Source organism: Polynucleobacter sp. MWH-Braz-FAM2G, from assembly GCF_018687635.1.
Taxonomy (GTDB): Bacteria; Pseudomonadota; Gammaproteobacteria; order Burkholderiales; family Burkholderiaceae; genus Polynucleobacter.
Genome location: NZ_CP061300.1, coordinates 1,748,890 through 1,770,128 on the forward strand (window position 1 = coordinate 1,748,890; position 21,239 = coordinate 1,770,128).

The window sequence follows — 21,239 nt, forward strand, 5'->3', positions numbered from 1 at the left end:
GTTAACTTAGCCGATTTTTACAGGAAATTGACTTTAAGGCTTCAGAAAATGGCTATATAAATCAACAACCTTTTGAGGCTGATCCAGCATTAGCAAATGTGAGGCCTCGGGAATACCACGAGCACTTGCTTGTGGGAATCGCTTTTTCAAGGCTGGAAGCCCAGAAACATTGAAGATACCGTCTTGCTCACCCCAGAGAATGAAGGTTTTCCCACGATAAGTGGATCCGCCCATGAGGACGGCATCATAGAAATTAACAATATCCCAAACCTGTTGATAGTGACGATTGTTATCCACATACTCCTTAATTAGTGAAGCGCTCACTGCGGAATCAATTTGAGGGGGTTGATAAAAGAGCAAACTCATTTCCAAATTAAATTGGTCTTGATTGATCGGGATAAAAGGATTGATGCCATTGAAGATTGCATTCTTCACTTGCGGGCTCCAGCCAATAACACCTAATGGCGCTCCTATGAATGCAAGCGATTTAATTTCATTCGGATACTGCATGGCATACATAGCTGCAATCGCACCACCCATAGAGCTTCCCGCTATATGAGCTGAACCCATCTTAATAGCGCCTAAAAATTGATGTAATTTTTTTACTTGTGATTCCAATGGATAGACTGAAACAGGGTAATTGGAACTCGCACCATAGCCAGGCAAATCAGGAGCAATCACTTGATTACCTTGATTAGCTAAAGCACAAGCTACTTCCGTCCATTGCTCTTTTTGCGCAAACAAGCCATGCAATAACAGAACGGGTACACCTTTACCAACTTCCAGATAGTGAATAACGCCTTCATCAATTGCAATTTTTTTATCAACGGGAGTACAAGCAATATTGCCGGACTGACCAAAGGCAGAGCTGCCAGAAATGAAAAAAATCAAACACAGTGCATATTGAATAATGAAGCGCATCACTTTCCTTTTTGCAAAGCTCGTAAGGCGCGAGCTTGGTGCAACTTTCTATAACTGTCGATCAAGCGATGATGCCTGTCAAGGCCTTCTAATTTCATACTAGTTGGCGTCAATCCATAGAATCGAACACTGCCCTGAATGGAACCCAATATGGCATCCATTCTAGAGTCGCCAAACATGCGGCGAAAGTTCACCTCATAATCTGCCATATCTAGCTCCGAGTTCAAAGTAACCTCTAAAGCAGCGCTAAGGGCTTGATAAAACAATTTTCGATCCAGCGTATTGTCGTTGTACTGCAGAAAAGCCTCGACTAATTCTTGCGCATCCTCAAATTTCTTTAATGCAAGATGAATAAGCAGCTTTAGTTCCAATACTGTGAGTTTCCCCCAAACCGTATTCTCATCGAACTCAATACCAATTAATGTCGCAATATCTCCAAACTCATCTAATTCGTTATTGTTCAGACGATCAAGCAAATCAGCAAGTTGCACATCATCTAGAGTAAATAAATTCAGGATATCTGAGCGAAATAAGAGCGCTTTGTTGGTGTTATCCCAAGCCAAATCTTCTACTGGGTATATTTCTGAATAGCCTGGCACCAGTATTCGGCAAGCGATCGCACCTAACTCGTCATATACCGCCACATATACCTCTTTTCCCATATCTTTCAGAATCCCAAATAAGGTTTCTGCTTCTTGGGCATTAGAGCTCTCACCGCTGCCAGAGAAATCCCACTCAACAAATTCATAGTCTGACTGATTGCTAAAGAAGCGCCACGACACAATGCCGCTCGAATCAATGAAGTGCTCAACAAAGTTATTTGGCTCTGTTACGGCTTCACTCACAAAAGTAGGCGGCGGCAGATCATTCAGACCTTCCAAACTACGTCCTTGCAATAACTCAGTCAAACTTCGCTCTAGTGCAACCTCTAGGTTTGGATGGGCTCCAAAAGAAGCAAATACTCCGCCAGTGCGGGGATTCATTAAGGTGACACACATGACTGGGTATACACCGCCCAAAGATGCATCCTTTACCAGTACTGGAAAGCCCTGCTCCTCTAAACTCTCGATGCCAGCCAAAATACCAGGGTACTTAGCCAGCACCTCTCTTGGTACATCTGGAAGAGCAATCTCATTCTCGAGTATTTCGCGTTTAACCGCCCTCTCAAATATTTCAGATAAACACTGCACTTGCGCTTCAGCTAATGTGTTGCCAGCACTCATACCATTACTGACAAATAAATTTTCGATGAGGTTTGATGGAAAGTACACCGTCTTGCCATCCGATTGGCGCACATATGGTAATGAGCAGATACCGCGTTGCGTATTCCCAGAATTCGTATCCACTAGATGCGATGCCCGCAACTCATCATCTGGGTTATAAATTTTCAGGCAGTATTCATCCAGAATTTCCGCTGGCAATGCATCTTTGGGTCCAGCCTTAAACCAGCGCTCATTGGGGTAATGCACAAAAGGGGCATTGGCAATATCCTCACCCCAGAATGCTCCAGCATAAAAATGGTTATTACTGAGACGCTCAATGTATTCCCCCAAAGCAGACGCTAGAGCGCTCTCCTTCGTGGAGCCCTTACCATTGGTAAAACACATTGGCGAGTGAGCATCGCGAATATGCAAAGACCACACATTCGGTATGAGGTTGCGCCAAGAGGCTATCTCAATCTTGATTCCAATATTGGCCAACAATCCCGACATATTGGCAATCGTTTGCTCCAGAGGTAGATCTTTGCCAAGAATATAGGTACTGATATCATCAGCTGGCTTCAAGTTTAATAAGGTCTGAGCATCCTCATCTAGATTATTGACAAGCTCAATAACAAACTCAGGCCCAGCTTGCACTACTTTTTTAACGGTGCAACGTTCGATCGAGCGCAATATCCCCTGACGATCCACAGCAGAGATATCTGCTGGCAACTCAACTTGAATCTTAAAAATTTGTTGGTAGCGATTTTCTGGATCAACAATATTATTTTGTGACAGACGAATATGTTCAGTAGAAATATTGCGAGTCTCGCAGTACAGCTTTACAAAGTAAGCGGCACATAAAGCAGAAGATGCCAGAAAATAATCAAATGGACCAGGCGCAGAACCATCACCTTTATAACGGATGGGCTGGTCAGCGATCACAGTGAAGTCATCGAACTTCGCCTCAAGACGAAGCTTATCTAGAAAGTTGACCTTAATTTCCATTGAAAAAGTCCAAATGTGTACAAAAAGTGAATTGAGCACCATTATCCATCGCAATGCCCATCCAAGTCGGCTTCAAGATCAGCCTTGATGCCGACCTTTTAAATTTTGAAAATTTTTCCTGGATTCAGAATATTCTTTGGATCCAATGCCTTCTTAATTGATCTCATAAGTTCAATAGCACCTTCACCATGCTCATCGACTAGAAAATTCATCTTATGTATGCCAACACCATGTTCACCAGTACAGGTTCCACCTAATTGCAATGCTCTGTGAACAATCCCGGAATTTAATCTTTCGGCTTCCTCTAAATCAGCGGGATTATTAGGGTCAATAGCCAATAGAACATGGTAATTTCCATCGCCCACGTGCCCAAGAATAGGCGCTTTTAACCAAGAGGCATCTAGTTCTTGCCTAGTTTCTGAAATACATTGCGCCAGTTTTGAAATCGGGACACAAACATCGGTATTAATAATTCGACAACCTGGCTGGAGCTGCAAGCAAGCAAAATAGGCATTGTGTCTCGCATGCCATAATCGCGCCCTATCTTCTGGACGGGTTGCCCACTCAAAATCTAACCCTCCATTATTTTTGGCAATTTCTTGAGCAAATTCAGCCTGCTCTTTAAGCGACTGAGCAGACCCAACAAATTCAAAAAATAAAGTGGGCTTTTCAATCAAGGAAAGTTTGCTGTATTGGTTAATCGCTCTGATTGCCAATTCATCTACCAACTCCACCCGCGCCACCGGAATACCAGCCTGAATCACTTCAATAACAGCATTTACTGCCTCAGTAACATTTGCAAAACTGCAAATAGCCGCGGCAATATCTTCTGGGTGTGGATATATTTTTAAAGTGATCTCTGTAATGATTCCAAGAGTTCCCTCACTACCAACAAACAGACGCGTTAAATCATAGCCAGCGGAAGACTTTTTAGCCTGAGTCCCTGTCTTAATAATTTCTCCGGAAGCAGCCACCACCGTCAAGGCCAAGACATTCTCGCGCATCGTTCCATATCGAACTGCGTTAGTACCAGAGGCACGTGTGGCACACATCCCCCCCAGTGTTGCATCAGCCCCTGGATCTACTGGAAAAAAATAGCCTGTATCTTTTAGCTCAGCATTTAATTGCTTGCGCCTTACAGCAGGCTGTACAACTGCAAGCATATCCTCTGGATGAATGCTTAACACTTGATTCATGTTATTTAGATCAAGGCAAACTCCACCCTGAATCGGCAACACATGACCTTCTAGCGAGGTTCCCGCCCCAAATGGAATGACCGGCACCTCATATAGACTGCAAAGCTTGACTAGCATTGCCACCTCTTCAGTAGAGTTGGCAAAAACAACCGCCTGCGGTGGCAAAGTAGGATAAGAAGACTCATCACGCCCATGATGCTCAAGTACTGCAGGGGCAATGCTAAAACGATCGCCAAAGAGAGCTTTTAGCTCTTCTATAAAATCTTTAGGCAAAGCATGAAGATCACTCATTGGCTGGTATGCAACTTATTCTTACTAGATAAATTCTGAAAAACTTCAGGCTTAGCTAATTCCATAAAAATCTTTTGCGCCTTTGAGAAGCACATCAAATTCTTTCAGATTAGGCGTATTGGGATTGCCACCTTCAATGAATGTGCCACCAATGACCCCGATATCTTGTGGAGCAGTATTAGCTAAACGTTTTGGGAATATGTAGAAGGAGCGTTTTGTTTTTTGGTTCGCCTCTGATTTGCCCTCACCAAAATAGACCAAAATCATGTAGTTCATATTTTTTGGATCTTGGTTTTTCAACATTATTAAATGGCCCTGAACAGGGATTACCGCAGCATCGTTTGCCAGCTGACTAGATCCTAAGCCACTGCAATTAAATATAAATTTTTCTTTGACACCAGAAAACGAATTTATTTTTTGTTTAACGATCTGAATATTGTGGGCTTTCATATACTGGTTCAACTCACCCATTAGGGTTGCTGTATCCATATAGATGCCATCGTCATATGCAACCATTTTTCGTGTAGTGCCATTATCAAAATCTAACACTACCTCTTTAGCAGGCTGCATCACTTTACCTACATAAGGCTCTAATCCAGAATCTTCCCTATCATTGAAGTAGGTGGGAACTATTAATGCTCCGCCTTTAAAATCAGCATTCTTATTTTTTGCAATGCCATCATAAAAGCGATATGCATCAATCCCAATTTGGTCAATAGTAGCCTGCATATCAGGAGCATTGTCCATTGAGACCGGAGCTAGCAAGCCTCCAGCATTATGCGAAGTTAATGATTCCACCCTATCAGCATAAATAGTGATGTTGTTATAACCTCGTTTATTTAAATCGTATGCTGTAAATAAGCCAATAACACCAGCACCAATAATCGCTATAGGCGTAGATTTATTTGATAACTCCTTGGCATATTGAGAATTAATCATCAAGGTATTGACATAGTTAGCCGAACCGGGCCCTAAAGTCCAACCACTACCACCATGCCCATAGTTATGGGCCACCACCTTATTTCCCACTTGCGCCACACTTAAGTTTGGTGAGCCATGACGCATTGGTCGATAGCACAAAATTTTCTGGCCCAAGTAAGCATCATCCAGATTAGGAGGAATGATCTTTCGTACGTCGATAGGATTGGCCGCTGGACTCTGATTGCTAGCTACTGCCGCCACCCCTGCCGCTGAAGTCTTCAAAAAACTACGACGAGAAAATTGAGTCACATCCGCTCCTTAGATTGAAAGTAATCACAGCATATTGAAAAAATCACCTAACGCCAAGCGAAATATAAACAGAGCGCTGCCTTATAGAGCTTAATTCCCGCCGCTTTAATGTTCAGCCTTATTCAAATCAGCAGAATTATCTTTATCAAGGTTAGCTTTTAAATACTCAAGAGTATGAGGTAGATCTAGGTCCATTTGATCTAAGGGCTGCAACCAAATCGTTGCATCTTCGATTAAGCAGTCCAAAAGATGGCCGCCGTGCTTTTTATCTGAACTTAAAAAATGGAGGTGAAATCCTGGCACCGAAATGGAATGCATGAAATCGGGAGTCCAAAAACCAACTAATTGGCCAGTAATTTTTTCATACTGAAATTCTTGCTGATCCCCCGCTACATCAACCAAAGGACGATAAGCCTCTTGCCTAGGAACAGAGCGGGCACGCAGCTTAACAAACTCCCCCTCTATACGAATGGCATATATGAGGTTACTTGACAACATCGAGTTTGCAATCAATTGCTGCAACTCTTGGTAAGTACAACTTTTTGAAATGGGAAAAGATTGACTGGGCTTAAAGTGAGTTACGCACGCATAAGGCGTCCCAATATTTAGATCAGGAATTAAGGCGGAGCCATCAGATTTCAATTGATAGAAAACTCCATCAACTAGCACCATTTCACCATCAAGATCATTGAAAGTTCCCAAACCAAAATCGCCGTGGGCAAGAACCTGCTCTAGCGTTTTATCTTCTCGCAAAATGCCTTGCACCAATGCATTGACCGGAGAGGATACATATAAGGTATTAGACATAAACAATAAAGCTTTTAAAAGATGGTTTGAAAAGATTCAGAAATACTACTCTATATAAGCTTTCGGTTGCACAGTGAAATTTATCACCTGATTTTTATAGGGTCCAGATATTGCCTTTTTGATAATTTTGTATATATCCAGATCAAATTCAGCTTCACCATGCTCTGCTAGCTCATAAAGCTCTGCTTCATTAACTGCAGTACCGAGATAACACCATTTATCAATCACAATCATCTCCTCACCCTCACGTATAGCGATAGCTCCAGAGTATGGCCAAACCTGAACTTTAAAAAAATTCATAGCAGTTTTTAACTGTAAGTTATGCGTCGTTATAGGTGTGAGACCAATACAGACTCCACTGCACTGCTTGACTTGATACCCAAAGCAAGATTTGCCTTCAATTCTTTTTTCTAGCCCTAGGAATGCCTCACATAAGCGGTACTTTTTTGCGATTGCTTTCAAATATGAGTTGGCATCTCGCTTACTGTAAAACAAGCCATATAAATTATCTTGCAAGCCTGGTGCCAAGTGATGGTGAGTCACAAGCATAGGCGTCAGCACACCAGACCCATCTTCTACCAAACTCCAGGCGCATAAATCTTTTGATCTACGAAGCTTAATGTTCATTGAGGGCATACGCTCTTTAATGAGTTGAGATTCCAGAATTAAAGCACTCAACTCTCCAGCCGTTTCGATCCAATCAATATCACGAACTTGCTGAGACAACTTCATTTCCTTGCGTTGCGTTAAAGCGCCTTGAAAATGGCCCATCACTCTAGTGCGAAGCGAAACACTCTTACCAATATACAAAGGAGTTTTATTTTCTCCATAAAAAATGTAGCAGCCTGGCGCATCTGGTATTGCATCGATGAGGTCTTTATCTATGTTTGGAGGCAGACTAGAGTTTCCAATGAGTTGTTGAATTGCCTCATTTAATCTAGCCTCCCCAAACTTTGCTTCACAAACCCGCCAAAACTGCAGCAACAAATCCGCATCACCCAATGCCCGATGCCTTGCGGTAACCTTTAAGCAATGAGTCCGAATGAGTGTATCGAGATTGTGACGTGCTTGCTCTGGAAAAAGTAATCTCGAGAGTTTGACAGTACAGAGCACTTTGGGCTTGAACTCGATTCCCATCCTTTTAAAGGATGCTTTGATAAACCCATAATCAAAGCGGGCATTATGAGCAACAAATATTTTTCCTTCGAGCTCCTTCTTTAATTCTTGTGCAAGATCAGCAAATGATGGCTGATCGCCCACCATGCAAGGTGTAATACCTGTAAGTCTTTGGATATTTTGTGGAATAAAGGTTTGCGGGTTAATTAATCTTTCCCACACATGAACTTGGTGATTGTCTAATGTTTTAATCCCAATTTCAGTGATTCGATCCCGTTCAAAATGAGACCCTGTAGTTTCAATATCGACGAAAGCTAACGCTGGATAAGCATTAGACTTGTTATCCACACCGCTCATTTAAATAAATTAATTGGAAGAAGTAACTTGATTTAAATAATCAGCGAAACTAAAAACTGAGTTGGGTCCGCGCGGTACCTCATCGACCTTCTTAAAGGCTGTCTTCACCACTTTTTGGGTCTCACCTTTAGCTAGTTTTACTTGTTTGGAATTCTCTGAATTCTGCCTAGATAAAGATGTAGTGCGTTCGGGCGCCGTCCGAATGTCGCTAAAACTCGGAATGCAATCCTTAATGGCAGAGGCTACCGTGGTTTGCGAGACATAATTCGTCATATATGATTCGAGAGACTGATATAACTCTTTAGCGATATCAGAAACTTCTACTTTTCTTTTTTTGATGGCATTCATCGCCAAAACAATATCTTTAATCATAATGATGCGAGGATCTTTGGAAAGTTGGTAACCACCTGTGCGCCCTTTTACCCCGATAACCAGTCCCGAGTCCCTTAGAGGTCGCAAAAGCAACTCGATACGACTTACCGATAAATGCAGTCTTTTTGCTATCTCCGGTGCAGGAACGAGGTTACCGTTGATTGAATGGCAGGCGATATCAACTAAAGTATTTAGCGCTACTTTGACTGCTCTAGTGACTTCCATAAATTACTTCCACGATGACTTGGCATAACTGTTAGATTCAAACTAGTATGTAACTGATTCAAACTTTATGCTGTACCGCAATAATTAACCCTTTTTATACTATGGTTGAAATAGTGAGCTCCCAATACACCCTTGTGATTCGGCTATTGCGCCTACTAACAAGCTTGTTAACTGGGGGCATCATCGCTGAATCAATCAGCTGTTTGGCTACCTATTTTTTGATCAATGATTCTCAAGTAGCCGGCATGGTCAGCCACCTACTCATGCAGCATCTCTCGTACTATTTCTTAGGTAGCGCCTTTGTCATCTTGAGTCTGGGAAATATCTTAATTAAACGCGGAGAAAATTCGCTGCGAATGCTACGAATGCCTTCTCTGATCCTCATCTTAACGATTGCAGGAAGCAACTTCCTCTTAATACCTCGCATGGATTATTTACGAGAAACCGCCCTGCTAGATGGAATGCCAGTCATGCTCTCGCCCTTTGCGAACTACTTTCAAATCCTCAACAGTCTAGTTTTGCTATTCCTATTGATTCAAATTACCACTAGCATCTTATTGGCATGGCGCTTGTATAGACCCGAGTCAACCTAAATGTGCGCGGACTGCAGAAATTAAAGATAGCTGTTGTTCTTGCCTTAAAAACTGACCGAGCTCAACTCGTAAATTCGATTGACTGATGTGAAATGTTTTAGAACCCTCAGTAGGAGCTTCTATTTTTGCCCACTGAGTATTGAATTCATATATAGATTCTTTATATCCAATGAACTTCTTGACGATTAAATGTTTACCAACAATTTCAATCGTTTCACTATCCAACGCATGTCGACAATAAATTAAAAATCCTAAGGTTACTGCGCTGATTTCAATGACAGTAAATATCAGAATCACCCAAACTCCGGCAAGCAAAAATCCAATAGCAACAATCACAGAGAGAGTGACCAAGGCAATATAAAACTGAAGCAATTGCTTAGGCGTAAGTGCACAGTTTCTTTGCATTTGCCAGCGCATCATACTCACTCTTCCACAAACCAAGAATCTGTATAAGTTATGGAGCTTTGCTGCGTGCTTGGGTTTTAGCCAACTGATCAGCGCTTCTCTGCTGAAAATCAACCATATTGTGATAACCCATTTGGTAGCACGGACAATGTTTACCTAGAATCCAGCGGGCAAGCCTAATACGCAGTTTTTGTACCATTTACTTCTCCTAATAATGATCTAAATGTAATCGCAAATGGGTTTTAATGCTGACCCAAATAAAACGCCAGGGGATGCACTTCAAAAGTCTGCCTCAGCAGAAATGATGCAAATCCATTAAATTCAAAACATGACTAATTCCAATGTATTAGCCCAAAAAATTCCTCTTTTTCCTTTGGAAACCGTACTGTTTCCGGGCGGCGTTATCGCGCTCAAAATATTTGAAGCACGCTATCTAGACATGATCAAGCAATGTCTTCGTGAAAATACTGAATTTGGTGTGGTCAGCATCATTAAAAATGGGGATTCTGGGGACCTCTATCCCCCTGCTACTTTCTCCAAAATTGGCACCTTAGCTCAAATTGAAGATTTTGATCCTGTACAACCTGCTCTGTATATGACTAAATCTCTGGGCACCCAACGCTTCAAGTTACTAGGAAGTAGTCAGCAATCCAATGGACTTTGGGTTGGCGAAATTGAGCTTTTAGAAAATGATCCTGTTACCCCCATCCCTAAAGAACATGAGAGCGTAGCAAAATTATTAGATGAAATCATCTCAGTGATACAAAGCGAAGATCTTTTAGGTGATGCCCCTTTTAAGAAGCCCTTTAATATTGATGACTGCGGTTGGGTTTCGAATCGCTTAGCTGAACTTTTGCCAATCTCGCTGGCACAAAAAAACCATCTACTCTCACAAGTCAACCCAAGAATCAGGCTTGATCTAATTACAGAAATTATCGAAGACGGCAACTTAAGAAATCTCAAGATACATTGAAATAATGCTGGATGACTTAATTCGTAAAACGATTCGGGAAATGATTGGTGGGAGTGGCCCTCCCGTTGCCTTTCTTACTCCGAAGGGAGACCGCGGCCTTTTTGGGCCTGAGTCTATTGCCTGGAAAGTCCATGCTGACTTTATATCAATGATGATTGGTGGAATTAGCTCTTTAATTTTGCAAGCACTTCATCCACAAGCATTGGCTGGAGTCTGGGATCACTCTAGTTTTCGAGAAGACCTAAAGGGTAGACTTGGCCGAACTGCATTTTTTATTGCAGCAACCACTTATGGCTCTACCGAGATGGCAAACAAGATTATTGAAAAGGTGAACTTGATTCATACTCAGATTAATGGCTTAGACGAGTTTAATAAACCCTATTCAGCAACTGATCCACATTTACTTGCTTGGGTTCATTTAACTGAAACCCGCAGTTTTATGAATGCCTTTGAAAATTATAGAAATGAAAAATTAAGTACTAAAGAAAAAGACCAATACTTCTTGGAGATGAAATTGCTTGGCGAAAGAATGGGGGCGGAAGATTTACCAAGCACCTATAGCACCACAGATAAGACTATCAGAAGTTACATTCCCGAGCTTTATTTTGGAGATCGAGCAAAAAGTATTCTAGATTTGCTAGAAAACTTTCCAAGCAATTTAAGCGCCAAACCATTTATCAAACTTATTAGTCGCGCAGGATATCTCAATCTGCCAGATTGGGTTTATCCATTTCTAAATAGACGGACTCCAAGCAATCTAGAGCGTTTCGCTGTCGGAAAGAGCATCGAGTTGATTGCAATACCCATTCGCGAGGCTCTCAAAGATGGTGTAGCCGCTCACTCGCTTCGCAGGGTATATGGTTAATGTGTTGAGATTAATCTTCGGAGATAGACTTAACTTTAATATCTGTATCAATAAGAGGCTGATGAGTGTTAGCACCCAAATTTAATGGTGGAGAAACCATTTTTTCTCCATCCCAAACCTGTCCGCACCAGCACTCCCCCGCATCATTAATGATGCAAACACCGGAGCCACAGCAACGCTTATCTGAAGCTTTCATCACTTGTTCCCTGTTAAAGATAAATTAAGACTATTCTAGGGGCATTCACAAATTATTTCTTGCACCCTTCAATAACGATATATGCACTTGTTGCCAAAACACTTTCGTGCTTTAGTCATTGGCTCCTCCGGAACTATTGGTTCACATTTTGTGAAACTTTTAGAAAGTAATCCATCGTGTTTAGAGGTGAGAGGTGTTCACCGTCACTCCACTCCTGCAATTAATTATCAGCACCCTGAAACCATCGAAGTCTGTGCCAAGAGCCTTGCTAATGATGGCCCTTTTCAGCTCATCATCAATACAATTGGCGTGCTGCATTCTGATCAATGGATGCCTGAGAAAAAGCTCGATGATTTAAATGCAAGCCAACTAACGGACATGCTCAATATCAATACGATAGGCCCAGCATTAACAATAAGACACTTCTCTAAACTTTTAGACCCACAACATAGTGTGATGGCCACACTCTCCGCCAAGGTTGGGAGTATTGAAGATAATCGCCTCGGTGGTTGGTATAGCTACAGAAGCTCTAAAGCCGCCTTAAATATGATCATCAAGACAGCCGCTATCGAGCTTGCAAGGACCAAGCCGAATATTGCCTTAATAGCCCTCCACCCTGGAACCGTTAACTCCAGACTATCGCAACCTTTTAGAGGACAACAAATTGGCAGAGACCCCTTGCAAGCTGTCAATGAAATGTTCCATGTTCTAGAAAATGTCAGCAAGGAAGACTCTGGCAGCTTTCTTTCTTATGCCGGTGAAAAGCTGCCCTGGTAAGACGCTCGAGTTTTCTTCTTTGAAGCGGTAAATTGAAGTTAGGGGGATCCCTTCTTCACAGAAAGGCTCTAAAGAAATAAAATGAAGAATGCCTAATGCCTTTAACTTTTCAGCCTCTCCATTCGACTGCCTCAATAGCCAAGAACAAACACTGGTTAAAGATAACGTAGATATCGCCTACTTCAAAGAAGGCGAGATGATCTTAGATGTTGGCTCTACCCCAACCCATCTTTTTATTCTCATCAAAGGTTATGTTCGCCAATTAGAAGATGGTGAAGAAGTAGCCATCTTCGGTCCAGATGACTGTTTTGATGGACGCGGTTTAGTGGCTGGAAAGGTTTCGAGTCAATTCATAGCCTCCGAAGAAGTAGTCAGCTACCAGCTAAAAAAATCGGCTGTTAATGAGCTAATTTCTGATAATGCAACATTTGGCGCATTGCTATTTGCAGACCTCTCCAAGAAGCTCAACGCTCTGGCGGAAAGACGCAGTCAATATGAAATCAACTCTCTTAGCCTTGCGCAGGTTAGCCAAGCATTTTTAAGAGAAGCTCATATTGTTGAGGCCAGCACAAACTTATTTGAAGTAGTCAAAATCTTTAGCGATGAAAGAACTAACAACGTATTAGTACGCGATGAATCTAGACATGATTCAAAGATTGGAATCTTCACTACAACCAGTCTACAAAGAGCCATCCTCTCAAAACTTCCACTAGATTCAACCCCTGTTGGTCCATTAAGCAACTTTAAGCTAATCACAGTACAGACAACTGATCATCTGTATGAAGCTTTGGCCGTGATGATTCGTCATTCTGTTCATCGCGTCATTGTGATGGATAAAGAGGTTCCGATTGGAACTCTTGAGCAAGTGGATTTACTAAGCTTTATTGCTAATAGCTCTTCTCTCGTGGTGCAAAAGATTTTACAAGCCAAAACTTTAGAAGATCTAAAAGGGGCAGCCGAGCAAATCACCAACCTCATTAGTCTGCTGCATCGTAATGGCACCAAGGTGGCAATGATTGCACGCCTTGTACAAGAATTAAATGCAAAACTATTTGAGAAGACTTGGTCACTCATTGCAAGCCCTGAATTACTAAACAATAGCTGCTTATTTGTAATGGGTAGCGAGGGTCGTGGTGAGCAAATCCTAAAAACCGATCAAGATAACGGCTTAATCATCGCCAACGACTATCCAGTCTCCAGTGAGATAGTTAGCGCTTGTGAACAATTTTCTAATGCGCTAATTGAATTTGGCTACCCAGAATGTCCAGGCAAAATTATGGTGAATAACCCTGACTGGAGAATGAGTCAAAAAGACTTTATAGAAACTACCCAAAATTGGCTTTTGGAGCCCACCCCCGATAGCCTAATGAATCTGGCCATTTTCCTAGACTCACATCCAATTTGCGGTAATTTATCTCTACTACAAGAGGTCAAACAGAGTCTATTTAAGCTAGCAACAGATAATCAATTCTTGATGGCCCGTTTTGCCTCGGCAATTGAGAGCTTCTCATCAGAAATTGGCTGGTGGAACCGACTGCTCACATTGGGCAATGATGCTTCAGAAAATCGTATCAATCTCAAAAAGGCTGGCATTTTTGCCATTACCCATGGCATTCGCTCTCTCGCCCTAGAAAACCACATATGGGAAAACTCTACTGCTGATCGCGTCCGCGAACTTATACAAGCCCATAAAATTCCGGCTGATTTAGGCAATGAAGCGGTTGAATCTCTTCACTTGCTAATGGAGCTTAGGTTAAAAAGTGGCCTTGCAGAGTTAGAGACTGGCAGACCTGTTTCTGGTGAAATTGATGTGGGTCGTTTATCTACCCTTGAGCGTGATCTGTTGAAAGATAGCTTAAATGTTGTGAAGCGATTTAAGCAATATCTGCGCCAACACTTCCATCTAGAATTTGCATGAGCCTGCCAATACCCAGACTTTTCAAAAATGCTTACAACTCAATTTGGCGAGAGTGGTTGATTTACCACCTAGCAGATGAGCGCTATAAATTTATGTTTGACAAACCACCAAAGAATGAATGGGTGGTGCTGGATTGTGAAACTACGGGTTTAAGTATTGCAAAGGACCAAATCATCTCTATCGGTGCGGTGAAGATCAATGGCAACACGCTGATGACTAGCGAACGACTAGAGCTTCTAGTAAAGCCCGATAAGGAAGTATCTGCAGAAAGCGTGAAGATTCATCGTTTACGTGAGCTTGATGTCGCTAATGGCCTTGATCCCGAAATTGCTGCGGCCAAGTTAATGCAGTTTATTGGTAGCAGGCCAATTGTGGGGTACTACTTAGAGTTTGATGTTGCCATGCTACATAAAGTCATCTGGAGAATGCTGGGACAAGGACTTCCTCAAGAAAAAATTGAGGTTTCCTCTATGTACTACGAATATAAAAATAATCAACGCCCTATCAATCAACGCGGTCAAATGATTGATCTTCGCTTTGACACTCTAATGAAGGACCTCGGTCTACCAGTACGCGAAGCGCATGATGCCATAAATGATGCCGTCATGACGGGGATGGCTTTTATCAAACTACGCCAATTACTCGGAAAATAAAAAACCAGGATTGCTCCTGGTTTTTTATCAATCTGACTACCGTCTCACTTTTAGTGACCAGAAGCTCCTGATGCACCAAAGCCAGTCTCAGAGCGAACTTGCTGCGCAGCAAATGCAGCACGTTCTTTCTTAGCATTTTCACTGTTATCTAGTACAGAGAAGAGCCATACACCAAAGAAACCAATGGTGATTGAGAACAAAGCAGGTGAAGAGTATGGGAATAAAGCTGAACCCTTAGGATTGCCCAAAACAGCCTCCCAAACTGATGGAGAAACTACAGTTAGGACAACTGAAGATACGAGACCCAAGAAACCGCCTATTACCGCGCCTTTGGTTGTGCAATTTTTCCAAAGTACTGACATAAACAGTACTGGGAAGTTTGCAGAAGCAGCAATCGCGAATGCCAAGGAAACCATGAATGCAATATTCTGCTTTTCAAAGGCAATACCCAATACCACTGCGATCACACCCAGGGTTAACGTTGTCAAACGAGAAACTTTTAACTCAGAGGCACTATCAGCATTACCCTTTTTAATTACAGTAGCGTAAAGGTCATGTGAAACCGCTGAAGCACCAGACAATGTCAAGCCAGCTACCACAGCCAAGATAGTTGCAAATGCCACTGCTGAAATGAATCCGTAGAACACGTTTCCACCAACAGTTTTAGCAACCAATACAGCGGCCATGTTCGCAGTTCCAGCTCCGCCCTTAATCACGCCCTTAGCAACATCTGCCATCTCTGGATTGGTCAACACCAAAGTGATTGCACCAAAACCAATGATGAAGATGAGGATGTAGAAGTAACCAATCCAAGTAGTTGCCCACAAGACTGATTTACGAGCTTCTTTTGCATCTGGTACGGTAAAGAAACGCATCAGAATGTGTGGCAAACCTGCTGTACCAAACATCAATGCCATACCAAATGAAATTGCTGAAATTGGATCTTTAATAAATCCGCCTGGGCCCATAATGCTTAGGCCAGCTTTAGCAGCCTCTTCTGGGGTTTTGCCTGCGTTAGTTGCAATTGCTGTCTTTACTTCAACCGCTTTTGCAAATAAAGCTTCTGGGCTAAATCCATATTGAGCCAATACCATGAAAGCCATGAATGTCACGCCAGCTAAAAGCAAGCAAGCTTTAATGATCTGAACCCATGTTGTAGCAGTCATGCCACCAAACAACACATAGATCATCATCAAGCAGCCAACGATTACCACTGCCATCCAGTACTCAAGACCGAAAAGCAATTTAATCAATTGACCAGCGCCCACCATTTGAGCGATCAAATAGAAAGCCACAACTACTAAAGTGCCAGAAGCTGCAAAGGCTCTAATAGGAGTCTGCTGAAAACGATAGCCCGCTACGTCAGCAAAGGTAAATTTACCCAAGTTACGTAAACGCTCAGCCATCAAGAAGGTAATTACTGGCCAACCAACCAAGAATCCAATTGAGTAGATCAAGCCGTCATAGCCATTAGCCATCACCGCAGCTGATATACCCAAGAAGGAAGCAGCTGACATATAGTCACCAGCAATAGCTAAACCATTCTGAAAGCCAGTAATACCACCGCCGCCAGTGTAGAAGTCAGCAGCAGATTTGGTTTTAGATGCAGCCCACTTAGTAATGTAAAGCGTACCTGCAACGAAGGCGCCAAACATACCAATAGCAACCCAGTTGGTATCTTGCTTTTCAACCTGACCCATATCCGCACCAGCGGCAATGGCCAACATTGGCAGTACGAAAAGCGCTAAAGCGCAAAGTAATTTTTCAATACGATTCATTTGACACCATCCTTCAAAATTTCAGCTGTAAGAGTGTCATATTCATTATTGGCTCTACGTACATAGATACCAGTAATCAGAATCGTGAAAACAATTACTCCCATACCAATTGGAATACCCAAGGTAATCACACCATCTCCAATAGGCTGAGCCAAGAAAGGCTTATTAAAAGCAATTAAAGCGATGTAACCGTAATAGACGATAAACATCAAAATACAGAGGGTCCAACCAAAAGTGCTGCGCTTACGCTTTAGCTCTTGGTATTTTGGATTAGCCTCTATGCGCGCAACGACAGCATCAGACATACACTTCTCCTTGAGAATTACTACGAGATACACCAACTAAATAGACCATGATTTTAATAGGGGTAAGCATTCTAAAAGCCCGAAATTAAGGGTCTATATCCATGTGCTTAGGGTAGATCCTATAAAGGTATTCCCTAGAACATGCTCCAAAATTTCGATGAGAAAAATTTTCAATGCACCAAAGTAGAGAACTAAGAATTATTTCATTTTGAGAACACTTGAATGATCTTAGGCGTGCATGCATTGCATCAATTTTTGATTTGGGGGTTATCACTAATTTTTTATATTTAAGTGAAAATTTAGCAATCTATTTCATTCATATTTCTGTTCTTATGACTCAGGGCTTAACAAAATTTCCCGCTAAAGATGATGTTGTTTATGTTGTCGATGACGATGAAGCGATGCGCGACTCTTTGTCTTGGCTTCTACAGTCCAACGGATATAAAGTCAGTTGCCATGAAAGTGGTGAGCGTTTTTTGCAGGCCTTATCCGCCACAGACCCATCTACAGTCGCTTGCGCACTGATTGATATTCGCATGCCTCATATGACGGGCATGGAACTTCAAAATGTTTTGCACGAAAAAGGCTTTACTTTTCCGGTTTCATTCATTACTGGTCATGGCGAGATCTCGATGGCAGTTGAAGCTATTAAAAACGGTGCGATCGATTTCATACAGAAACCATTTAAGGAACACATTCTTCAAGAGCTTGTTGAAAAAATGCTTTCTATAGCTCGTAATGAAAAGCAGCGCGCAGAAGATCTTAAGGCAATTCAATCAAAATTTAAAACTCTCACTCCACGAGAGGAAGACGTCTTAGAGAAAATCGCAATTGGTAGAACCAATAAAGAAATTGGTGCTGACTTAGATATATCGGTCAAAACGGTGGAAGCGCATCGGGCAAACATCATGGACAAGCTCGCGGTCAACAGACCCGCAAAACTCCTGCAGATGACATTGAAATATCAAGAAGCTAAAGCGCAAGGACTTATTTAGATAACCTGCAACCATGATTTAATCTCATGGGGCCAAGACGTGGAGCGGGTGAAGGGAGTCGAACCCTCGTCTCTAGCTTGGGAAGCTAGGGTAATAGCCGTTATACGACACCCGCGCGTGGTTTAGACCTCATACCATGAATACGGCAATTCAATTAGACAAGACCCTCGACATTTCTGCGGAGGGTCTGTTGGGCTTACTTCAAAAGCAGTTGATTCATCCGCTTTACAAAACTGGCGGGGTCATTTAACTGACCACCCTCAGCCAAAAGCGCCTGGTCAAATAAAAGATTAGTCCAATCATCAAAGTCTTTGTCATCATTTTTTAGTTTTGATAACAATGGATGCTCTGGATTAATCTCCAAAATAGGCTTCATATCAGGAGCATTTTGACCAGCAGCTTTCAGCATACGCAGCAAATTACCAGAGAGCTCATTTTCATCCGCAATTAAACAAGCGGGAGAATCAGTCAGGCGGAATGTCACACGAACATCTTTTGCCTTTTCCTCCAACACTTTTTTCATGCGTTCAACCAAGCCCTTGAACTGCTTCTCGGTTTCTTCATGCTCTTTCTTTTCCTTCTCATCGCTCAAGCTTCCCAAATCTAAGCCGCCTTTAGCAACCGATGCTAATTGCTTGCCATCGAATTCAGAAATAAAAGAAAGCATCCACTCATCCACACGATCAGAAAGCAAAAGTACTTCGACGCCTTTTTTGCGGAAGATCTCTAGATGAGGGCTATTTTTTGCGGCATTGAAAGATTCTCCAGTAACGTAATAAATCTTATCCTGACCCTCTTTCATCCGTGAGACATACTCTGCTAAAGATACCGTCTGGTCAGCAGAATCAGCATGAGTACTTGCAAAGCGCAGAAGCTTCAGAATCCGCTCTTGATTTGCTTGGTCCTCCCCTACACCCTCCTTTAGTACCTGGCCAAATTGAGCCCAGAAAGTACGATATTTTTCTTTTTTAGACTCATCATCGCTATTAGCCAGTTCCTCGAGCATACTCAAGACACGCTTAGTAGAACTCTCACGAATGACTTTGATATCTCGAGACTCTTGCAGGATTTCGCGAGAAACATTCAAAGGCAAATCGACTGAATCGATCACGCCTGTGACAAAGCGCAGATACATCGGCATGAGCTTTTCAGCGTCATCCATAATAAAAATTCGTTTCACATAAAGCTTGATGCCGCCACGTTTATTGCGATCCCACAAATCAAATGGTGCGCGAGATGGAACAAAGAGTAATTGAGTAAATTCACTTCTACCCTCTACCCGATTTAAGGAGTAGCACAGAGGGTTTTCATAATCATGCGAAAGATGTTTATAAAACTCGTTGTATTGCTCTTCGGTAATTTCAGATTTATTGCGAGCCCATAGCGCAGATGATTGATTAATGCTCTCCAGCTCATCTTTAATCACTTGCTCTTTTTTATCTGCATCCCATTCTTCTTTGCGCATCTGAATTGGCAAAGAGATATGGTCCGAATATTTGCGGATAATAGACTTTAATTGATAGCTGTTAAGGAAGTCGTCCTCACCCTCACGCAGATGCAAGGTAATTGAGGTGCCACGCTGTGGACGATCAATTTGCTCAATCGTAAATTCGCCAGAGCCATCCGATTCCCAGCGGACTCCATCTGACGCGGGTAAGCCCGCACGACGCGTCTCAACAACAATACGGTCGGCAACAATGAATGCGGAATAAAAGCCAACGCCAAACTGACCAATTAAGGCCGCATCCTTTTGTTGATCGCCAGAGAGTTTAGAGAAGAATTCTTTAGTGCCAGAACGCGCAATAGTACCTAGGTTATTAATCACCTCTTCACGACTCATGCCAATGCCGTTATCTGAAATGGTGACTGTTCTAGCGGCCTTATCAAATTCAACCTTAATTTTGAGATCTGGGTCATCGCCATACCAATCAGGGTGGGCGATACCTTCAAAACGCAATTTATCAGCGGCATCCGAAGCGTTGGAGATTAACTCGCGAAGAAAAATTTCCTTGTTGGAATATAAGGAGTGGATCATCAACTGCAGAAGCTGTTTTACCTCTGCCTGAAATCCTAGCGTTTCTTTAGTAGCAACAGTCATTTCTATTTCCCATAAAAAAGAAGTATTTGATTTATTTGGGGATCATTTTGCCAATTTCAAGGGCTATAAATGCTCCAAAAACACCCTACTCCAAAGTGTCAATATCCTCATCACGGGGCTCTTCCTCAAGGATTTCCTTGCGACTTCGCTTTTGAAGGTATTCCAAAATCAAGCGCTTTAACTTAGATCTGGTAATGGGCTCCTGGTAATTTTCTAGGAGCTCTAAATGGTCAGTATTGAGCATTTTCATTCTCCATGTAATCAGTTGACTATTTCATTTCCTAAATGCGACGCTAGAAAATTAACCCCTGTTTTAGTGAGGAATTTCCTGCGCATCTGAATAAATAAGGGCAAAAAAATTCAATTTCAAGCCCCTTGAAATTCTAAAAATGGATCCTTAAATAGAGCTTAACTAGATGCCTTAGGGGTCTAGGAAATTGTGAACTTGCTTAATTTAAGGAGAAAACGATGTCTTATCCATTTGGTAGAAATGTATTACTCAGCTCTGTAGGTTTTGATCGCTTGATTGATGCGATTGAGGAGATGAACTCTGGGGAAACGCTCAGCAAAGCACAAAGCTATCCCCCTTATAACATCATTAAAAAGAATGAGCGCGACTACGCAATTGAAATTGCCGTTGCTGGATTTAAAAATGAAGAGATTGATATCACTTCCGAAGGCAATAAGCTGACCGTTGTTGGCAAGGTAAAAGCGGAGCAGACTGGAGAATACCTCCACAAAGGTATCGCCAATCGAGACTTTAGCCATGACTTTACTCTGGCTGAAACTGTCATTGTGCGTTCAGCTGATATCGAGAATGGTCTACTCATTATCAAACTTGAGAATGTCATTCCAGAAGAAAAGCTGCCACGCAAGATTCTGATCGGCGGTAACTCTAAGCTCGTTATTGAGGAAATCAAAGAAGCGGCTTAATGATTGTGGCTAGCTCAGGTGAACTGGG

General features: G+C 42.2%; 22 protein-coding genes and 1 tRNA gene. 8 read left to right on the forward strand and 15 right to left on the reverse strand.

Annotated features, from left to right (window positions below):
* Nucleotides 1–33: 33 nt before the first annotated feature.
* From FD973_RS08910 to FD973_RS08940, 7 genes are all read right to left on the reverse strand, one after another.
* Nucleotides 34–921, reverse strand: a complete 888-nt coding sequence (locus FD973_RS08910) for an alpha/beta fold hydrolase (protein ID WP_215322999.1) — start codon at nucleotides 919–921, stop codon at nucleotides 34–36.
* Nucleotides 921–3,128: an OsmC domain/YcaO domain-containing protein gene (locus FD973_RS08915; protein ID WP_215323000.1), complete on the reverse strand. Its 2,208-nt coding sequence runs from the start codon at nucleotides 3,126–3,128 to the stop codon at nucleotides 921–923. The genes FD973_RS08910 and FD973_RS08915 overlap by 1 nt, the downstream gene beginning before the upstream one ends.
* Nucleotides 3,129–3,226: 98 nt before the next feature.
* On the reverse strand, nucleotides 3,227–4,615 hold the full coding sequence (locus FD973_RS08920) for an FAD-binding oxidoreductase (protein ID WP_215323002.1): 1,389 nt from the start codon (nucleotides 4,613–4,615) through the stop codon (nucleotides 3,227–3,229).
* Between the two features lie 51 nt (nucleotides 4,616–4,666).
* Nucleotides 4,667–5,845, reverse strand: coding sequence for an FAD-dependent oxidoreductase (locus FD973_RS08925; RefSeq protein WP_215323004.1), 1,179 nt, complete (start codon nucleotides 5,843–5,845; stop codon nucleotides 4,667–4,669).
* Between the two features lie 105 nt (nucleotides 5,846–5,950).
* Complete coding sequence (budA, locus tag FD973_RS08930; protein ID WP_215323006.1) at nucleotides 5,951–6,652, reverse strand: acetolactate decarboxylase; 702 nt, start codon at nucleotides 6,650–6,652, stop codon at nucleotides 5,951–5,953.
* A gap of 45 nt (nucleotides 6,653–6,697) precedes the next feature.
* Complete coding sequence (locus tag FD973_RS08935; protein WP_251368763.1) at nucleotides 6,698–8,116, reverse strand: exonuclease domain-containing protein; 1,419 nt, start codon at nucleotides 8,114–8,116, stop codon at nucleotides 6,698–6,700.
* 18 nt (nucleotides 8,117–8,134) lie between these two features.
* Nucleotides 8,135–8,722 (reverse strand): Rrf2 family transcriptional regulator, encoded by a 588-nt coding sequence (locus FD973_RS08940; RefSeq protein ID WP_215323010.1) that lies wholly within the window; start codon nucleotides 8,720–8,722, stop codon nucleotides 8,135–8,137.
* A gap of 101 nt (nucleotides 8,723–8,823) precedes the next feature.
* On the opposite strand from FD973_RS08940, the gene FD973_RS08945 reads away from it, so the two are divergent.
* Complete coding sequence (locus FD973_RS08945) at nucleotides 8,824–9,315, forward strand: hypothetical protein (RefSeq protein WP_215323012.1); 492 nt, start codon at nucleotides 8,824–8,826, stop codon at nucleotides 9,313–9,315.
* On the opposite strand, the gene FD973_RS08950 is transcribed toward FD973_RS08945, so the two are convergent.
* Together FD973_RS08950 and FD973_RS08955 are read right to left on the reverse strand one after the other, a co-directional pair.
* Nucleotides 9,307–9,735, reverse strand: coding sequence for a DUF2244 domain-containing protein (locus tag FD973_RS08950; RefSeq protein WP_215323015.1), 429 nt, complete (start codon nucleotides 9,733–9,735; stop codon nucleotides 9,307–9,309). The two genes, FD973_RS08945 and FD973_RS08950, sit on opposite strands and share 9 nt — an antisense overlap.
* 34 nt (nucleotides 9,736–9,769) lie before the next feature.
* Nucleotides 9,770–9,919 (reverse strand): hypothetical protein, encoded by a 150-nt coding sequence (locus FD973_RS08955; RefSeq protein WP_215323017.1) that lies wholly within the window; start codon nucleotides 9,917–9,919, stop codon nucleotides 9,770–9,772.
* Nucleotides 9,920–10,048: 129 nt separating this feature from the next.
* On the opposite strand from FD973_RS08955, the gene FD973_RS08960 reads away from it, so the two are divergent.
* Complete coding sequence (locus FD973_RS08960) at nucleotides 10,049–10,693, forward strand: LON peptidase substrate-binding domain-containing protein (protein WP_215323024.1); 645 nt, start codon at nucleotides 10,049–10,051, stop codon at nucleotides 10,691–10,693.
* Nucleotides 10,694–10,697: 4 nt separating this feature from the next.
* Nucleotides 10,698–11,558, forward strand: coding sequence for an oxygenase MpaB family protein (locus FD973_RS08965; protein ID WP_215323026.1), 861 nt, complete (start codon nucleotides 10,698–10,700; stop codon nucleotides 11,556–11,558).
* Nucleotides 11,559–11,568: 10 nt separating this feature from the next.
* Here the strand turns inward: FD973_RS08965 and FD973_RS08970 are convergent, their stop codons facing one another.
* Entirely contained in the window at nucleotides 11,569–11,754 is a 186-nt protein-coding gene (locus tag FD973_RS08970) for a hypothetical protein (protein WP_215323036.1), read from the reverse strand.
* 81 nt (nucleotides 11,755–11,835) lie between these two features.
* On the opposite strand from FD973_RS08970, the gene FD973_RS08975 reads away from it, so the two are divergent.
* From FD973_RS08975 to FD973_RS08985, 3 genes are all read left to right on the forward strand, one after another.
* Entirely contained in the window at nucleotides 11,836–12,531 is a 696-nt protein-coding gene (locus tag FD973_RS08975) for an SDR family NAD(P)-dependent oxidoreductase (protein ID WP_215323043.1), read from the forward strand.
* Between the two features lie 88 nt (nucleotides 12,532–12,619).
* Nucleotides 12,620–14,449 carry a putative nucleotidyltransferase substrate binding domain-containing protein gene (locus FD973_RS08980; RefSeq protein ID WP_215323045.1) on the forward strand — a complete coding sequence of 610 codons (1,830 nt, stop codon included), beginning with the start codon at nucleotides 12,620–12,622 and terminating at the stop codon, nucleotides 14,447–14,449.
* On the forward strand, nucleotides 14,446–15,102 hold the full coding sequence (locus FD973_RS08985; protein ID WP_215323047.1) for a 3'-5' exonuclease: 657 nt from the start codon (nucleotides 14,446–14,448) through the stop codon (nucleotides 15,100–15,102). Before FD973_RS08980 ends, FD973_RS08985 begins: the two co-directional genes overlap by 4 nt.
* A gap of 50 nt (nucleotides 15,103–15,152) precedes the next feature.
* Here FD973_RS08985 and FD973_RS08990 read toward each other — a convergent pair whose 3' ends face one another.
* Together FD973_RS08990 and FD973_RS08995 are read right to left on the reverse strand one after the other, a co-directional pair.
* Nucleotides 15,153–16,880, reverse strand: a complete 1,728-nt coding sequence (locus FD973_RS08990) for a cation acetate symporter (protein ID WP_215323049.1) — start codon at nucleotides 16,878–16,880, stop codon at nucleotides 15,153–15,155.
* The gene (locus tag FD973_RS08995; RefSeq protein WP_215323051.1) at nucleotides 16,877–17,185 is read right to left on the reverse strand and encodes a DUF485 domain-containing protein; all 309 of its coding nucleotides are present in this window, start codon (nucleotides 17,183–17,185) and stop codon (nucleotides 16,877–16,879) included. Before FD973_RS08995 ends, FD973_RS08990 begins: the two co-directional genes overlap by 4 nt.
* A gap of 332 nt (nucleotides 17,186–17,517) precedes the next feature.
* On the opposite strand from FD973_RS08995, the gene FD973_RS09000 reads away from it, so the two are divergent.
* The gene (locus tag FD973_RS09000; protein WP_215324772.1) at nucleotides 17,518–18,180 is read left to right on the forward strand and encodes a response regulator transcription factor; all 663 of its coding nucleotides are present in this window, start codon (nucleotides 17,518–17,520) and stop codon (nucleotides 18,178–18,180) included.
* A gap of 40 nt (nucleotides 18,181–18,220) precedes the next feature.
* Here the strand turns inward: FD973_RS09000 and FD973_RS09005 are convergent.
* From FD973_RS09005 to FD973_RS09015, 3 genes are all read right to left on the reverse strand, one after another.
* Nucleotides 18,221–18,295: transfer RNA gene (locus tag FD973_RS09005), tRNA-Gly, on the reverse strand.
* 81 nt (nucleotides 18,296–18,376) lie between these two features.
* Nucleotides 18,377–20,278: a molecular chaperone HtpG gene (gene htpG / locus FD973_RS09010; protein WP_215323052.1), complete on the reverse strand. Its 1,902-nt coding sequence runs from the start codon at nucleotides 20,276–20,278 to the stop codon at nucleotides 18,377–18,379.
* A gap of 85 nt (nucleotides 20,279–20,363) precedes the next feature.
* Nucleotides 20,364–20,522 carry a hypothetical protein gene (locus FD973_RS09015; protein WP_215323054.1) on the reverse strand — a complete coding sequence of 53 codons (159 nt, stop codon included), beginning with the start codon at nucleotides 20,520–20,522 and terminating at the stop codon, nucleotides 20,364–20,366.
* A gap of 224 nt (nucleotides 20,523–20,746) precedes the next feature.
* On the opposite strand from FD973_RS09015, the gene FD973_RS09020 reads away from it, so the two are divergent.
* Entirely contained in the window at nucleotides 20,747–21,211 is a 465-nt protein-coding gene (locus FD973_RS09020) for an Hsp20 family protein (protein ID WP_215323055.1), read from the forward strand.
* The last annotated feature ends 28 nt before the right edge of the window (nucleotides 21,212–21,239 follow it).

Bases quoted from the DNA above. Each gene is read 5' to 3' on its own strand.
- FD973_RS08995 (WP_215323051.1), bottom strand. From the start codon at position 17,185: ATGTCTGATGCTGTCGTTGCGCGCATAGAGGCTAATCCAAAATACCAA.
- FD973_RS08910 (WP_215322999.1), bottom strand. From the start codon at position 921: ATGCGCTTCATTATTCAATATGCACTGTGTTTGATTTTTTTCATTTCT.
- htpG (WP_215323052.1), bottom strand. From the start codon at position 20,278: ATGACTGTTGCTACTAAAGAAACGCTAGGATTTCAGGCAGAGGTAAAA.
- FD973_RS09020 (WP_215323055.1), top strand. From the start codon at position 20,747: ATGTCTTATCCATTTGGTAGAAATGTATTACTCAGCTCTGTAGGTTTT.
- FD973_RS09015 (WP_215323054.1), bottom strand. From the start codon at position 20,522: ATGCTCAATACTGACCATTTAGAGCTCCTAGAAAATTACCAGGAGCCC.
- FD973_RS08965 (WP_215323026.1), top strand. From the start codon at position 10,698: ATGCTGGATGACTTAATTCGTAAAACGATTCGGGAAATGATTGGTGGG.
- FD973_RS08945 (WP_215323012.1), top strand. From the start codon at position 8,824: ATGGTTGAAATAGTGAGCTCCCAATACACCCTTGTGATTCGGCTATTG.
- FD973_RS08955 (WP_215323017.1), bottom strand. From the start codon at position 9,919: ATGGTACAAAAACTGCGTATTAGGCTTGCCCGCTGGATTCTAGGTAAA.
- FD973_RS08960 (WP_215323024.1), top strand. From the start codon at position 10,049: ATGACTAATTCCAATGTATTAGCCCAAAAAATTCCTCTTTTTCCTTTG.
- FD973_RS08950 (WP_215323015.1), bottom strand. From the start codon at position 9,735: ATGATGCGCTGGCAAATGCAAAGAAACTGTGCACTTACGCCTAAGCAA.
- budA (WP_215323006.1), bottom strand. From the start codon at position 6,652: ATGTCTAATACCTTATATGTATCCTCTCCGGTCAATGCATTGGTGCAA.
- FD973_RS08980 (WP_215323045.1), top strand. From the start codon at position 12,620: ATGCCTAATGCCTTTAACTTTTCAGCCTCTCCATTCGACTGCCTCAAT.
- FD973_RS08920 (WP_215323002.1), bottom strand. From the start codon at position 4,615: ATGAGTGATCTTCATGCTTTGCCTAAAGATTTTATAGAAGAGCTAAAA.
- FD973_RS08915 (WP_215323000.1), bottom strand. From the start codon at position 3,128: ATGGAAATTAAGGTCAACTTTCTAGATAAGCTTCGTCTTGAGGCGAAG.
- FD973_RS08990 (WP_215323049.1), bottom strand. From the start codon at position 16,880: ATGAATCGTATTGAAAAATTACTTTGCGCTTTAGCGCTTTTCGTACTG.
- FD973_RS08940 (WP_215323010.1), bottom strand. From the start codon at position 8,722: ATGGAAGTCACTAGAGCAGTCAAAGTAGCGCTAAATACTTTAGTTGAT.
- FD973_RS09000 (WP_215324772.1), top strand. From the start codon at position 17,518: ATGACTCAGGGCTTAACAAAATTTCCCGCTAAAGATGATGTTGTTTAT.
- FD973_RS08985 (WP_215323047.1), top strand. From the start codon at position 14,446: ATGAGCCTGCCAATACCCAGACTTTTCAAAAATGCTTACAACTCAATT.
- FD973_RS08970 (WP_215323036.1), bottom strand. From the start codon at position 11,754: ATGAAAGCTTCAGATAAGCGTTGCTGTGGCTCCGGTGTTTGCATCATT.
- FD973_RS08975 (WP_215323043.1), top strand. From the start codon at position 11,836: ATGCACTTGTTGCCAAAACACTTTCGTGCTTTAGTCATTGGCTCCTCC.